Raw genomic sequence first — 13,489 nt, 5'->3', positions numbered from 1 at the left:
AATGGTAGACATATGGTTCACCTCGTTCTGAGAGCCTACTCTAAGCGTAGGGCTTGAGAGTGAGGCGGACCATATAATTAGCCCCGCTCAATGAGCGGGGCTATTCAAAAGTCATCAGCGTGACGGGCTTAGTATGACTTCAGAATCTTACTTAAGGATCGCGCTGTTGCCGTTTTCACGGATGTGTTTAAGCATTGATTTAACGCCACGAGCGCTAGAAGCAACGATGTTGCCTGACTTCATGTACTCAGTGCCGCCAGCAAAGTCAGTTAGGATTGCACCAGCTTCACGAGCGATAAGCTCACCAGCTGCCATATCCCAAGGTTTTAGACCTAGTTCGAAGTAACCATCAACACGGCCTGCAGCCACGTAACATAGGTCAAGAGCAGCAGAGCCGCTACGACGGAAGTCAGCACATTCAGTGAATAGAGAACCTACGATTTTGATGTAAGACTCAGCGTGTTGCTTCTGTTTGAATGGGAAACCAGTTGCTAGAACAGTACCTTGAAGGTCTTTCAGTTGAGCTACACGAATACGAGCGTTGTTTAGTTGAGCGCCAGCACCACGTTGTGCAGTGAATAGCTCGTTTTGCATTGGATCGTATACACAAGCCACTTCAGTTTTACCTTTGAAGCGAACTGCGATAGATACTGCGAACGTTGGGTAACCTTTTACAAAGTTATTGGTGCCATCCAGTGGGTCGATGATCCATTGTACGTCTTTATCTTTACCTTCGATAAGACCAGCTTCTTCAGCAACGATACAGTGCTCTGGGTAAGAGTGCTTGATAGTATCAATGATGATAGCTTCTGCTTCTTTGTCTACGTTAGTAACAAAGTCATTAGTGCCTTTTAGCGTAGACTCAACTTTATCTGTGTTTTCTAATGATTTAGCAATATGATTGCCTGCTTTTCGCGCAGCGCGAATAGCAATGTTTAGCATTGGATGCATACGAATTTCCCAACGGATGTTAAAGAACAATTTAAAGCGGCGGCGAGTATACCAGAGTGCAGAGAAAAGGGAAGTGGTTATTTTTTGGTCGCATGTAAAAGCCGCACTAATTAGCCCTACCTTAAAGCTGAAAAACAATTGATGAGAATGCGAATAGAAACCTGCTTCACCCTAGGGTGTGTTAAAAAATTATGGTAATATCCTTCGGTTTTAATTTAGGTAGTAATCACAGATGTTGGATCAAGTAAAAGTCGTACTCGTCGGAACTTCTCATTCAGGCAACATTGGCTCGGCAGCTCGAGCAATGAAAGTCATGGGTTTAAGCCAGCTTGTATTGGTTGATCCGCAATGTGAGGTCGACGACCAAACCCTAGCACTAGCGGCAGGGGCAGGTGATATTGCACAAAATGCCAAGGTAGTAAAAACACTAGAAGATGCCATTGAAGATTGTGGCCTAGTGGTTGGTTCTAGTGCACGTTCACGCACTTTAGAATGGCCAATGCTTGAACCACGTGAATGTGGTGAAAAGTTTGCCGTCGAAGGCCAAAAGCACCCTGTTGCATTGGTATTTGGCCGAGAAAGAACAGGCCTCACTAATGAAGAATTGCAGAAGTGTCACTACCATGTTTGCATTCCAGCTAACCCTGAATACAGCTCGCTCAACCTAGCAATGGCTGTACAGACGCTGAGCTATGAAGTGCGTGTTGCACACCTCAACCTAGAACAAAGCCAGTACACGCCAAGTGAGCCTGAAGAGTACCCTCGCCATAAAGAATTAGAAATGTTCTTCGAACACCTTGAAAAAGTAATGGTGGAGACCCAATTTATTAGCAAAGATCAGCCTGGTCAGGTGATGAACAAGCTTCGTCGTTTGTATTCACGAGCTCGACCAGAGGCTCAAGAGCTTAATATCTTGCGTGGTGTTTTGACGGCGATTGAAAAGAAGCTCTGAACAAAGAATAACCACTTTAGGTGTAAGGATGAATACCTGACTATTTTAGTCAAATAAATACTTGACCATTTTAGTCGGGTATGGAAAAATCCTAATCATTACAAACGATGTGGATACGGTGTGGTATGAAACTTACATCTAAAGGAAGATATGCGGTGACGGCCATGCTGGATGTGGCACTGCACTCGCAACAAAACCCAGTACCTCTAGCTGATATCTCAGAGCGTCAGGGTATCTCGCTCTCATACTTAGAGCAGCTTTTTTCAAAATTGCGCAAAGCCGGTCTTGTTGCCAGCGTTCGTGGTCCTGGCGGTGGTTACCGACTGGGTACTGACGCTCACAGCATTGCTATTGGCACTGTTATCGCAGCGGTTGATGAGTCAGTTGACGCAACCAAATGCCAAGGCAAAGGCGACTGCCAAGGTGGCACTCGTTGCTTAACCCACACTTTGTGGCGTGACCTAAGCTCTCGCATTAGTGACTTCTTAAATAACATTACGCTCGGTGAGTTAATGACAGATAATGAAGTCTTAGAAATTTCTGATCGTCAGGACATTGATCTTGTGGTCACTCATGGGTTATCAAACAAAAATACAACCACCGCGCCCATCGGTGTAAACGTCCGCTCTTAGCGGTCAGCATTTTACATTGGAGTAGAGAATGAAACTGCCGATTTATCTTGATTATTCCGCTACATGTCCAGTCGATCCTCGTGTTGCTGAAAAAATGGTTCAGTACATGACAATGGATGGCACATTTGGCAACCCAGCTTCGCGTTCGCACCGTTACGGCTGGCAGGCAGAAGAAGCTGTAGATACTGCTCGTGAGCAAATTGCTGACCTTCTAAATGCAGATCCACGCGAAATCGTATTTACATCAGGTGCGACCGAGTCAGACAACCTTGCAATCAAAGGTGCTGCTCACTTTTACTCTAAGAAGGGTAAACACGTAATCACTTGTAAAACAGAGCACAAAGCCGTTCTTGACCCATGTCGTCAATTAGAGCGCGAAGGCTTTGAAGTGACTTACCTAGAGCCAGAAGCAAACGGCCTAGTTGATTTAGGCAAGCTGCAAGCAGCAATGCGTGAAGATACTGTTTTGGTTTCAATCATGCACGTTAACAACGAGATTGGTGTTATCCAAGACATCACCGCAATCGGCGAATTATGTCGTGAACGTAAGATTGTGTTCCATGTGGATGCTGCACAGTCGGCAGGCAAGTTGTCAATCGACGTTCAAGAAATGAAAGTTGACCTTGTTTCACTGTCTGCGCACAAAGCTTACGGTCCTAAAGGTATCGGCGCACTTTACGTACGTCGCAAACCTCGAATCCGTCTTGAGGCGCAAATGCACGGTGGCGGTCATGAGCGTGGTTTCCGCTCGGGTACACTTCCAACTCACCAGATCGTAGGTATGGGTGAAGCATTCCGCGTAGCAAAAGAAGACATGCAAAAAGATTACGATCACGCATTAGCACTTCGTAACCGTCTTCTAGATGGCGTTAAAGATCTAGAAGCAGTAACGGTGAATGGTGATCTAGAACAGCGTGTTCCACACAACCTAAACGTGAGCTTTGCATTCGTAGAAGGCGAATCTCTACTGATGTCACTAAAAGACCTAGCAGTCTCTTCTGGTAGTGCTTGTACATCAGCGAGCCTAGAGCCATCTTATGTTCTTCGTGCTCTTGGTCTAGACGACGAATTGGCGCATAGCTCAGTACGTTTCTCATTTGGTCGTTTCACGACTGAAGCAGAAATTGATTACGCAATTGAACAAATCCGCGTTGCAGTGACTAAGCTACGCGACATGTCTCCTCTATGGGATATGTACAAGGAAGGGGTTGATCTGAGCACTGTTGAATGGGCTCATCATTAATCTCACGGACTGAATAGAGGATTCGAGGTAATTTATCATGGCATACAGCGAAAAAGTAATTGATCACTATGAGAACCCACGTAACGTTGGTTCTTTCGATAAAGAAGACCCATCAGTAGGCAGCGGCATGGTTGGCGCACCAGCTTGTGGTGACGTAATGAAACTTCAAATCAAAGTGACGCCAGAAGGCATCATTGAAGACGCGAAATTCAAAACATACGGTTGTGGTAGTGCAATCGCTTCAAGCTCACTCGTAACTGAGTGGGTAAAAGGCAAGTCTATCGACGAAGCGGCATCTATCAAAAACTCTGAGATTGCAGAAGAGCTAGAGCTTCCACCAGTGAAAGTTCACTGCTCAATCCTAGCGGAAGATGCAATCAAAGCAGCAGTTGCTGACTATAAGAAAAAACACCAGGAATAAGTATTCCGTATATAATGGGAGCCCTTAAAACGCTCCCATTCCAAAACGTAATTTAGATAAACTTAAGGTGCAGTATGGCCATCACAATGACAGAAACAGCGGCAAGTCGCGTAAAAGCATTCCTAGACAACCGAGGCAAAGGTGTCGGTTTGCGTCTTGGAGTGAAGACGACAGGCTGTTCCGGCATGGCTTACGTACTTGAGTTCGTCGATGATCTTAACGAAGAAGATGAAGTATTTGACCTTTCAGGTGTGAAAATCATCATCGATCAGAAGAGCTTGGTGTACTTAGACGGTACCGAGTTAGATTACGTGAAGGAAGGGTTGAATGAAGGCTTTGAATTCAACAACCCGAATGCAAAAAGTGAATGTGGTTGTGGTGAAAGCTTCAACGTCTAATTGTTCGTCCTTCTGGGCGACCGAGTCCAGAAGGCTTTACTAGGACCCGATCTTAATGAATCACTTTGAATTATTTGGGCTACCAAGTCAGTTTAAGCTGGATGGTAGCCTTCTTTCTTCTCAGTTCCGAGAACTACAAAAACGCTTCCACCCAGATAACTTTGCTACTGCTTCTGAGCGTGATCGCTTGATGGCGGTACAAAAAGCAGCGCAAATTAACGATGCTTATCAAATTCTAAAGCAGCCTATTTCACGTGCGGAATATCTCTTGGCTGAAAAGGGCATCGAAATCCGTGGCGAACAACAAACTATGCAAGACCCAATGTTCTTGATGGAACAAATGGAATTGCGTGAAGAATTGGAAGAAATTGCTGACAGCTCTGATCCGGAATCAGCGCTTTTTGACTTCGACTCTAAGGTCAGCAAAATGTACAAACAGCATTTGGCGAGTGTAGAGAAAGAACTTGATAATAGTCTTTGGCCAGAAGCCGCAGACCGAGTTCGAAAACTCAAATTTATTGCCAAACTAAAGAACGAAATTGAACTGGTTGAAGACAAACTCCTCGGCTAGTTAGCGTGACAAGGACCCATCATGGCACTACTTCAAATCGCAGAACCGGGCCAAAGCTCGGCACCTCATGAGCATAAGTTAGCAGCGGGTATCGACTTAGGTACCACTAACTCTTTGGTTGCCTCAGTTCGAAGCGGCGACGCAAAAACTCTGACAGATGACCAAGGCCGTAGCATTTTGCCTTCAGTGGTAAACTACACGCAAGATTCAGCGTCAGTCGGTTACGATGCCAAAGCAAAAGCAGAGTTAGAGCCAGCAAACACCATCATCTCGGTAAAACGTCTGATCGGCCGTTCATTAAAAGACATTCAAGCTCGCTACCCATCTTTGCCTTACCAATTTAAAGAAAGCGACAACGGTCTGCCAATTCTGCAAACCGCTCAAGGTGACAAAAACCCGATTGAAGTGTCTGCCGACATTCTAAAAGCGCTTGGCAAGCGTGCAGAAGAAACGCTAGGTGGTGAATTAGCTGGCGTGGTAATTACTGTTCCTGCTTACTTTGATGACGCTCAACGTGCAGGTACAAAAGACGCGGCGAAATTGGCTGGTCTTCATGTACTACGTCTGCTTAACGAGCCAACAGCGGCTGCGATTGCTTACGGTTTAGATTCTGGCCAAGAAGGCGTTATTGCGGTTTACGACTTGGGTGGTGGTACGTTTGATATCTCTATCTTACGCTTGTCGAAAGGCGTATTTGAAGTATTAGCAACAGGTGGTGACTCGGCGCTAGGTGGTGATGACTTTGACCATCTTTTAGCAGACTACCTGATGGAGCAAGCTGGCTTAAAAGCGCCGCTTTCTGCTGAGAAAAACCGTGCGTTGCTGAACATTGCAACCGAGACGAAAATTGCGTTTTCTGAGCAAGACCGCGTTGATGTTGATGTATTTGGCTGGAAAGGCTCAGTGACTCGTGAGCAGTTCGAAGATTTGATTCGTCCTCTGGTTAAGAAAACGCTGATGTCTTGTCGTCGAGCATTGAAAGATGCAGATGTCGATGCAGAAGATGTACTCGAAGCCGTAATGGTGGGTGGCTCAACACGAACGTTACTTGTTCGCGAAATGGTCGGTGACTTCTTTGGTCGCAAACCGCTTACTACGATCAATCCAGACGAAGTCGTCGCAATCGGTGCCGGTATCCAAGCGGATATTTTGGCAGGTAACAAACCTGATTCTGAAATGCTTCTGCTTGACGTCATCCCATTGTCTCTTGGTATTGAAACCATGGGTGGCCTGGTTGAGAAAATTATTCCTCGTAACACCACAATCCCAGTTGCACGAGCGCAAGAATTTACCACATTTAAAGATGGTCAAACGGCTATGACAGTGCACACCGTTCAAGGTGAACGTGAAATGGTGGACGATTGCCGCTCACTCGCTCGTTTTTCATTGAAAGGCATTCCTCCAATGGCAGCAGGCGCAGCACACATTCGCGTGACTTATCAAGTGGATGCTGACGGTCTATTGTCCGTGACCGCGATGGAGAAAAGCACAGGCGTACAATCTGAGATTCAGGTGAAGCCTTCGTACGGTCTGAGTGATAATGAAGTCGCGAACATGCTACGTGATTCAATGGCGTTTGCGAAAGAAGACATGCAAGCTCGAGCTCTAGCGGAGCAACGTGTTGAAGCTGACCGAGTGATTGAGGGCTTGATTGCGGCAATGCAAGCTGATGGCGATGAGTTGCTGTCAGAGCAAGAAAAACAAGCATTAGTTAAAGTTATTGAAGCATTGATCGAGTTGCGCAATGGCGACGATGTCGCAGCAATCGAACAAGGTATTAAAGACACCGACAAAGCAAGCCAAGACTTTGCGTCGCGACGTATGGATAAATCAATTCGAGCTGCACTGTCTGGTCAGTCAGTTAATGATATATAAGAGATAAGTAGTTATGCCTAAGATTATTGTATTACCGCACGAAGATTTGTGCCCAGAAGGTGCAGTGTTGGAAGCAAACACTGGTGACACCGTTCTAGATGTAGCACTGAAAAACGGTATCGGTATTGAACACGCATGTGAAAAGTCATGTGCTTGTACAACTTGCCACGTGATCATTCGTGAAGGTTTTGATTCACTAGAAGAGAGTGAAGAACTAGAAGACGATATGCTAGATAAAGCATGGGGTCTGGAACCAGAATCTCGCTTAGGTTGCCAAGCGAAGGTCGCTGATGAAGATTTGGTTGTTGAGATTCCGAAATACACGTTGAACCACGCGTCAGAAGATCACTAATACTATCTCCCCAATAATATAGGGGCGAAGCAAAAGGAAGATGAGCAATGAAATGGACAGATTCTCGCGACATCGCGATTGAGCTTTGTGACAAGTTTCCTGATACGGATCCTAAAACGGTACGTTTTACGGATTTGCATCAATGGATCACTGAATTGGAAGAGTTTGACGATGAACCAAACCGTTCTAATGAAAAGATCCTAGAAGCCGTTATCTTGTGCTGGATGGATGAAGCTGACTAATACTCGATTCGGCGGTAAAACGCAGCAGAGTTAACAATTCTCACTAAAAAAAGCGGACCTCAAGGTCCGTTTTTTTATCAAGTTGACATTTTTACCCTACATAATGCTAACATCCGTTAGTTATTAAAAAGAAGAGGCGTAGGCAACGCCGTTATAAGACAAGGAGAAACCATGTCTACACAGATGTCTGTATTTCTAAGCCAAGAACCAGCGGCACCACATTGGGGCGACAAAGCATTGCTTTCTTTCGCTGAAAATGGCGCAACGATTCACCTAGGTGAAGGGCATGATCTTGGCGCAGTCCAACGTGCAGCTCGTCAACTAGATGGCCAAGGAATTCGTTCAATTCTACTTGCTGGTGATAACTGGGATGTTGAAAGCGTTTGGGCTTTCCACCAAGGTTACCGCAACCCGAAAAAACACGGCACACTAGAGTGGATTGCTCTGTCTGAAAAAGACCAAGCTGAGCTTCATGCTCGCATCACTGCAACCGACTTTACTCGTGACATTATCAACAAAACAGCAGAAGAAGTTGCCCCTCGTCAACTGGCAACCATGGCTGCGGAATTCATCAAATCTGTTGCGCCTCAAGGTACAGTTACTGCTCGTATCGTAAAAGATAAAGACCTACTGTCGGAAGGCTGGGAAGGTATCTACGCAGTGGGTCGTGGTTCTGAGCGAACGTCAGCAATGCTGCAACTTGACTACAATCCAACAGGTGATGAAAACGCACCGGTATTTGCATGTTTAGTTGGTAAAGGCATTACATTTGACTCAGGCGGTTACAGCTTGAAGCCATCAAACTTCATGACGGCAATGAAGGCTGATATGGGCGGTTCAGGTACGATTACTGGTGGTCTTGGTCTCGCTATTCTTCGTGGTCTGAACAAGCGTGTGAAGCTGATTCTTTGTTGTGCTGAGAACATGGTATCTGGTCGTGCGCTTAAACTTGGCGACATCATCACCTACAAAAACGGTAAGACGGTTGAGATCATGAACACCGACGCCGAAGGGCGCTTGGTACTTGCTGATGGTCTTATTTACGCAAGTGAGCAAACCCCAGAGCTCATCATTGACTGTGCAACGCTGACAGGCGCAGCGAAGAACGCACTAGGTAATGATTACCATGCGCTAATGAGTTTTGATGACGAGCTTTCTCATCAAGCGCTAACGGCCGCGAACCAAGAGAAAGAAGGTCTGTGGCCACTACCTCTTGCTGATTTCCACCGTGGCATGCTGCCATCAAACTTTGCTGACCTGTCTAACATCAGTTCTGGTGATTACTCTCCTGGTGCGAGCACTGCCGCGGCATTCTTGTCTTACTTCGTTGAAGATTACAAGAAAGGTTGGTTGCATTTTGATTGCGCGGGTACCTACCGTAAGTCAGCGTCAGATAAATGGTCTGCTGGTGCGACAGGTATGGGGGTTCGTACTCTTGCCCGTTTCCTAAACGAACAAGCCACGAAATAAGACTTTTACCAGTGCAGACTTTTGTCTGTACTGGTATAACTAAGAGAGACGCAAGTCCCTCATATAAAACTATTATTACAAGTACAAAAAGGAAACTTTATGGCTCTAGAAAGAACGTTTTCAATTGTTAAGCCCGACGCTGTAGAACGCAATCTGATTGGTGAGATCTACCACCGCATTGAAAAAGCTGGTCTACGCATCGTTGCTGCAAAAATGGTTCATCTGACAGAAGAACAGGCGAGCGGTTTTTACGCAGAACATGAAGGCAAACCTTTTTTCCCTGCACTGAAAGAGTTCATGACATCTGGTCCTATCATGGTTCAGGTTTTGGAAGGTGAAGATGCAATCGCTCGTTACCGTGAGCTAATGGGGAAAACAAATCCAGAAGAAGCGGCATGTGGCACTATCCGTGCAGACTACGCACTTAGTATGCGTTACAACTCTGTTCATGGCTCAGACAGCCCTACATCTGCAGCTCGTGAGATTGAATTCTTCTTCCCTGAGTCAGAGATTTGCCCGCGTTAATCTTGTTCTAATATGAATGTTGAGCCTCGGAATTTTCCGGGGCTTTTTATTATCGAAAATTGACTGAGAACTGATCACACCTATTGTCTAAAATTTAATCTATAGGATTTTAATGCCTTAGCAAACTCAGGGTCTTAGAACCCTTGTTGTAGCTGCATAAAGGCTGTACAATTCGCGCCCTTATTCTTGTTTCAGTCATTGAGAGGCAACATGACCACTGAAAAAATCAATCTACTCGACTTTGATCGCAAAGGCATGCGTCAATTTTTCGCGGAAGAGCTAGGCGAAAAAGCGTTCCGTGCGGATCAGGTTATGAAGTGGATCTACCATTTCGGTGTTGATGACTTCGATAACATGACGAACATCAACAAGAAGCTACGTGAAAAACTGCAACACAAGTGCGAAATCAAAGCACCAACGGTAGCAGAAGCTCAGCACTCTTCAGACGGCACAATCAAGTGGGCGATGAAGGTGGGTGATCAGGACGTAGAAACGGTTTATATCCCAGAAGAAGATCGTGCGACATTATGTGTATCGTCTCAGGTAGGTTGTGCGCTGGAATGTAAGTTCTGTTCAACTGCTCAACAGGGTTTCAACCGTAACCTAAAAGTATCTGAAATCATTGGTCAGGTATGGCGTGCTGCGCGCGAAGTTGGTTTGCAAAAAGAAACCGGTCGTCGCCCAATCACTAACGTGGTAATGATGGGCATGGGTGAGCCTCTTCTAAACATGAAGAACCTTATCCCTGCGCTTGAAATCATGCTTGATGATCTTGGCTTTGGCTTGTCTAAACGTCGTGTCACCGTATCTACTTCTGGTGTGGTTTCTGGTCTTGATCAGATGACGGGTAAAATTGACGTCGCATTGGCGATCTCTCTACACGCGCCAAATGATGAACTGCGTAGCCAAATTATGCCGATCAACGACCGTTGGGACATTCAAGATTTCCTTGCATCCGTTCGTCGTTACATCGCTTCATCGAATGCTAATCGCGGAAAAGTAACCGTTGAGTACGTACTACTTGATCATGTGAATGATGATATGGACCACGCTCGTGAACTTGCGGAACTCATGAAAGATACGCCATGTAAGATCAACCTGATTCCGTTTAACCCGTATCCAGGTTCTCCTTACAAAAAACCAAGTAACTCACGCATCGACCGTTTCCAGAAAACATTGATGCAATACGAACACACGGTAACGGTTCGTAAAACGCGTGGTGATGATATCGATGCCGCATGCGGGCAGTTAGTTGGTGATGTTATTGACCGCACCAAACGTACAGCATCTCTAAAAGCTGCGCGTGGTGCAGAAACCATCGACGTAAAAGCAGTATAAGTTGTAACAAATTCTTGAATAGCCAGAGCCTTATGCTCTGGCTATTTTGTTTGTAATATCTACACTGTATCCTTATAGACACAGCGTTGTGAGTAGAAATATTACTTAGCTGTGTCAATTTTTGGACAAAAGCTTGAGCTATCTGTTAATTTGAGAGCAAAGAGTTTTTGTCTTCCTTATACATTCGCTTATCATGGTGAGCGAAATATAACAAAGACACTGACTATTCTCAGTATTCTCTCAATTACGTTTGCTGATTCATTGCAAGCGAGCATTCATACTCCGAACACTGAGAATTTCTAAAAGATTATTTTGGTTAACGCGTTTAGGCTAGCTATCTTTAAGTGAGGCTTAAGAACAAAAACGAAAATAAATAACTGTGTTAGCCACCAAACAGATTAAATACCGCCATTATGACAGAACACGAAAACACCAATGAAGTCCCGCTTTCTATGGAAGCTGGCACGTTACTAAAAAACAAACGCGAATCTCTAGGGATGACTCAGAAGCATGTTGCTGATCGCCTAAGACTTCGCGTTTCTGTTATTGAAGATATTGAAAGTAATCGATTTGAAGCACAGCAAGTTACTACGTTTACTCGTGGTTACTTACGTTCTTATGCAAAGCTTGTTGGGCTTGATGAAAAGATTGTTTTGGCAGCTTTAGAGCAAACTTCTGAAGTTCACGTTAAGCCACAAGAAACAGAGATGCAAAGTTTCTCTCGTAAAACCAAACACGAGAAACACAATAGCCGAATTATGCTGCTCACATGGGCGATTGCGATTGTGATTACTGGTATCTCTGGCGCTTGGTGGTGGCAGAACCAGCAAGAAAACAGCCTTGCTCAAGTTGTGACAGAATCAAGTTCAGAAACGGAACAAACAGCGGACGATGCTGATATCGATCTAATGAGTGCCGATGAACTTATCGCAAGCACGCCTGCGGAAGTTGCGCCAGTGGTAGAAGTTGCTGAAGCCGTTTCATCTGCTGACGAGACGGTAAGTAAAGCAGAAAGCGCGGTAGCAACAACTGAAGAAACGATGACAGAAGCTGTGGCAGAAGAGCCTGTTGCGGTCATCGAAGATGCTCAAGCAACTCAAGAACCAATGACGCCTGTTGTGCCAGAGGGCATGACGTTATTAACCATGAAGTTTAAAGCAGACTGCTGGATTCAGGTTAAGGACTCGAATGGCAAAACGCTAGTAAGCGGGACCCGTAAACCGGGTCAAGACGTAGAACTTGCCGGAAAAGCACCTTTTAAAGTGATATTAGGCGCACCAGAAGGCGTAACCATGACATTTGCAAGTGAACCTGTCGACCTTTCTGGGTATACTTCAGGCAAAGTCGCTAGATTCACTTTACCGTTATAAATATTATGCAACACGAATCTCCAATTATTCGTCGTAAATCGACGCGTATTTATGTGGGTGATGTGCCAATTGGTGATGGTGCACCGATTGCTGTACAGTCAATGACAAACACTCGCACGACTGATGTGGAAGCTACAGTCGAACAAATCCGAGCATTAGAAAAAGTGGGTGCAGACATTGTACGTGTTTCTGTTCCTACTATGGATGCAGCGGAAGCTTTTAAGCTCATCAAACAGCAAGTGTCTGTGCCGTTAGTTGCGGACATTCACTTTGACTACCGTATCGCCCTGAAAGTGGCAGAGTACGGTGTTGATTGTTTGCGTATCAACCCAGGTAACATCGGAAACGAAGAGCGTATTCGCTCTGTTGTTGATTGTGCCCGTGACAAAAACATCCCTATCCGTATTGGTGTAAACGGTGGTTCTTTGGAAAAAGATCTGCAAATGAAATACGGTGAGCCAACGCCAGAGGCATTGGTCGAGTCGGCGATGCGTCACGTGGATCATCTAGACCGTCTTAACTTTGACCAGTTCAAAGTCAGTGTGAAAGCGTCAGATGTGTTCCTAGCGGTGGATTCATACCGTCTATTGGCAAAACAGATTGACCAGCCACTACACCTAGGTATCACCGAAGCCGGTGGTGCAAGAGCTGGTGCTGTTAAGTCATCGGTTGGTCTTGGTATGCTTTTGGCTGAAGGCATCGGTGATACGTTACGTATCTCATTGGCGGCAGATCCAGTAGAAGAGATCAAAGTTGGCTTTGATATTCTTAAGTCTCTGCGTATTCGCTCACGTGGCATCAACTTTATTGCTTGTCCAAGCTGTTCACGTCAGGAGTTCGACGTGATTAACACAGTTAACGCATTGGAAGAGCGTCTAGAAGACATCATCACACCTATGGATGTGTCTATCATCGGTTGTGTCGTAAACGGTCCAGGTGAAGCTGAGGTTTCACACCTAGGTCTAGCTGGCAGCAATAAGAAGAGCGCATTCTACGAAGACGGCAAACGTCAGAAAGAGCGTTTTGACAACGATGATCTAGTGAATCAGCTAGAAGCGAAAATCCGTGCGAAAGCGTCTGTATTAGACCAAGCTAACCGCATCGATATCAAACAAGAAGATTAATCTCATAGCTTGAGCACGCTAAGTG

General features: G+C 45.4%; 15 protein-coding genes. 14 read left to right on the top strand and 1 reads right to left on the bottom strand.

Features of this window, described 5'->3' with window-relative positions; translation table 11 throughout:
• Positions 1-147 precede the first annotated feature (147 nt).
• The gene (suhB, locus tag VJL_RS23780) at positions 148-951 is read right to left on the bottom strand and encodes an inositol-1-monophosphatase (RefSeq protein ID WP_038869570.1); all 804 of its coding nucleotides are present in this window, start codon (positions 949-951) and stop codon (positions 148-150) included.
• A 232-nt stretch (positions 952-1,183) separates the two neighbouring features.
• Between suhB and trmJ the strand changes: the two genes are divergently transcribed.
• From trmJ to ispG, 14 genes are all read left to right on the top strand, one after another.
• Positions 1,184-1,903, top strand: a complete 720-nt coding sequence (gene trmJ, locus VJL_RS23775; protein ID WP_038869573.1) for a tRNA (cytosine(32)/uridine(32)-2'-O)-methyltransferase TrmJ — start codon at positions 1,184-1,186, stop codon at positions 1,901-1,903.
• A gap of 125 nt (positions 1,904-2,028) precedes the next feature.
• Complete coding sequence (gene iscR, locus VJL_RS23770; RefSeq protein ID WP_038881779.1) at positions 2,029-2,535, top strand: Fe-S cluster assembly transcriptional regulator IscR; 507 nt, start codon at positions 2,029-2,031, stop codon at positions 2,533-2,535.
• A 28-nt stretch (positions 2,536-2,563) separates the two neighbouring features.
• The gene (locus tag VJL_RS23765) at positions 2,564-3,778 is read left to right on the top strand and encodes an IscS subfamily cysteine desulfurase (RefSeq protein ID WP_038881778.1); all 1,215 of its coding nucleotides are present in this window, start codon (positions 2,564-2,566) and stop codon (positions 3,776-3,778) included.
• Between the two features lie 37 nt (positions 3,779-3,815).
• A complete protein-coding gene (gene iscU, locus VJL_RS23760) occupies positions 3,816-4,199 on the top strand; it encodes a Fe-S cluster assembly scaffold IscU (protein ID WP_005424883.1) in 384 nt (127 codons plus the stop codon).
• Between the two features lie 74 nt (positions 4,200-4,273).
• Positions 4,274-4,597 (top strand): iron-sulfur cluster assembly protein IscA, encoded by a 324-nt coding sequence (iscA, locus tag VJL_RS23755; RefSeq protein WP_038869579.1) that lies wholly within the window; start codon positions 4,274-4,276, stop codon positions 4,595-4,597.
• 55 nt (positions 4,598-4,652) lie between these two features.
• Complete coding sequence (hscB, locus tag VJL_RS23750; RefSeq protein ID WP_038869581.1) at positions 4,653-5,168, top strand: co-chaperone HscB; 516 nt, start codon at positions 4,653-4,655, stop codon at positions 5,166-5,168.
• A 21-nt stretch (positions 5,169-5,189) separates the two neighbouring features.
• A complete protein-coding gene (gene hscA, locus VJL_RS23745; RefSeq protein WP_038869582.1) occupies positions 5,190-7,043 on the top strand; it encodes a Fe-S protein assembly chaperone HscA in 1,854 nt (617 codons plus the stop codon).
• 13 nt (positions 7,044-7,056) lie between these two features.
• Positions 7,057-7,395 carry an ISC system 2Fe-2S type ferredoxin gene (gene fdx, locus VJL_RS23740; protein WP_005424889.1) on the top strand — a complete coding sequence of 113 codons (339 nt, stop codon included), beginning with the start codon at positions 7,057-7,059 and terminating at the stop codon, positions 7,393-7,395.
• A 47-nt stretch (positions 7,396-7,442) separates the two neighbouring features.
• Positions 7,443-7,637 carry a Fe-S cluster assembly protein IscX gene (gene iscX / locus VJL_RS23735; RefSeq protein WP_038869586.1) on the top strand — a complete coding sequence of 65 codons (195 nt, stop codon included), beginning with the start codon at positions 7,443-7,445 and terminating at the stop codon, positions 7,635-7,637.
• Positions 7,638-7,808: 171 nt separating this feature from the next.
• Positions 7,809-9,107, top strand: a complete 1,299-nt coding sequence (pepB, locus tag VJL_RS23730) for an aminopeptidase PepB (RefSeq protein ID WP_038869587.1) — start codon at positions 7,809-7,811, stop codon at positions 9,105-9,107.
• Between the two features lie 99 nt (positions 9,108-9,206).
• On the top strand, positions 9,207-9,632 hold the full coding sequence (gene ndk, locus VJL_RS23725; RefSeq protein WP_038869590.1) for a nucleoside-diphosphate kinase: 426 nt from the start codon (positions 9,207-9,209) through the stop codon (positions 9,630-9,632).
• Between the two features lie 210 nt (positions 9,633-9,842).
• Entirely contained in the window at positions 9,843-10,970 is a 1,128-nt protein-coding gene (gene rlmN / locus VJL_RS23720) for a dual-specificity RNA methyltransferase RlmN (RefSeq protein WP_038869592.1), read from the top strand.
• Between the two features lie 413 nt (positions 10,971-11,383).
• Positions 11,384-12,340: a cytoskeleton protein RodZ gene (gene rodZ / locus VJL_RS23715; RefSeq protein WP_038869593.1), complete on the top strand. Its 957-nt coding sequence runs from the start codon at positions 11,384-11,386 to the stop codon at positions 12,338-12,340.
• Positions 12,341-12,345: 5 nt separating this feature from the next.
• On the top strand, positions 12,346-13,464 hold the full coding sequence (gene ispG, locus VJL_RS23710) for a flavodoxin-dependent (E)-4-hydroxy-3-methylbut-2-enyl-diphosphate synthase (protein WP_038881777.1): 1,119 nt from the start codon (positions 12,346-12,348) through the stop codon (positions 13,462-13,464).
• Positions 13,465-13,489 lie beyond the last annotated feature (25 nt).

This window comes from Vibrio jasicida CAIM 1864 = LMG 25398, assembly GCF_000400365.1.
GTDB classification, from domain to species: domain Bacteria; phylum Pseudomonadota; class Gammaproteobacteria; order Enterobacterales; family Vibrionaceae; genus Vibrio; species Vibrio jasicida.
The sequence above is the reverse complement of the archived record's forward strand: the minus strand, read 5'-3'. Positions and strand labels throughout refer to the sequence as shown.

Excerpts from the sequence above, each read along its gene's own strand:
- ndk (WP_038869590.1), top strand. The coding sequence starts at position 9,207 with ATGGCTCTAGAAAGAACGTTTTCAATTGTTAAGCCCGACGCTGTAGAA.
- iscX (WP_038869586.1), top strand. The coding sequence starts at position 7,443 with ATGAAATGGACAGATTCTCGCGACATCGCGATTGAGCTTTGTGACAAG.
- ispG (WP_038881777.1), top strand. The coding sequence starts at position 12,346 with ATGCAACACGAATCTCCAATTATTCGTCGTAAATCGACGCGTATTTAT.
- fdx (WP_005424889.1), top strand. The coding sequence starts at position 7,057 with ATGCCTAAGATTATTGTATTACCGCACGAAGATTTGTGCCCAGAAGGT.
- rodZ (WP_038869593.1), top strand. The coding sequence starts at position 11,384 with ATGACAGAACACGAAAACACCAATGAAGTCCCGCTTTCTATGGAAGCT.
- trmJ (WP_038869573.1), top strand. The coding sequence starts at position 1,184 with ATGTTGGATCAAGTAAAAGTCGTACTCGTCGGAACTTCTCATTCAGGC.
- iscU (WP_005424883.1), top strand. The coding sequence starts at position 3,816 with ATGGCATACAGCGAAAAAGTAATTGATCACTATGAGAACCCACGTAAC.
- iscR (WP_038881779.1), top strand. The coding sequence starts at position 2,029 with ATGAAACTTACATCTAAAGGAAGATATGCGGTGACGGCCATGCTGGAT.
- hscB (WP_038869581.1), top strand. The coding sequence starts at position 4,653 with ATGAATCACTTTGAATTATTTGGGCTACCAAGTCAGTTTAAGCTGGAT.
- iscA (WP_038869579.1), top strand. The coding sequence starts at position 4,274 with ATGGCCATCACAATGACAGAAACAGCGGCAAGTCGCGTAAAAGCATTC.
- suhB (WP_038869570.1), bottom strand. The coding sequence starts at position 951 with ATGCATCCAATGCTAAACATTGCTATTCGCGCTGCGCGAAAAGCAGGC.
- hscA (WP_038869582.1), top strand. The coding sequence starts at position 5,190 with ATGGCACTACTTCAAATCGCAGAACCGGGCCAAAGCTCGGCACCTCAT.
- pepB (WP_038869587.1), top strand. The coding sequence starts at position 7,809 with ATGTCTACACAGATGTCTGTATTTCTAAGCCAAGAACCAGCGGCACCA.
- rlmN (WP_038869592.1), top strand. The coding sequence starts at position 9,843 with ATGACCACTGAAAAAATCAATCTACTCGACTTTGATCGCAAAGGCATG.
- VJL_RS23765 (WP_038881778.1), top strand. The coding sequence starts at position 2,564 with ATGAAACTGCCGATTTATCTTGATTATTCCGCTACATGTCCAGTCGAT.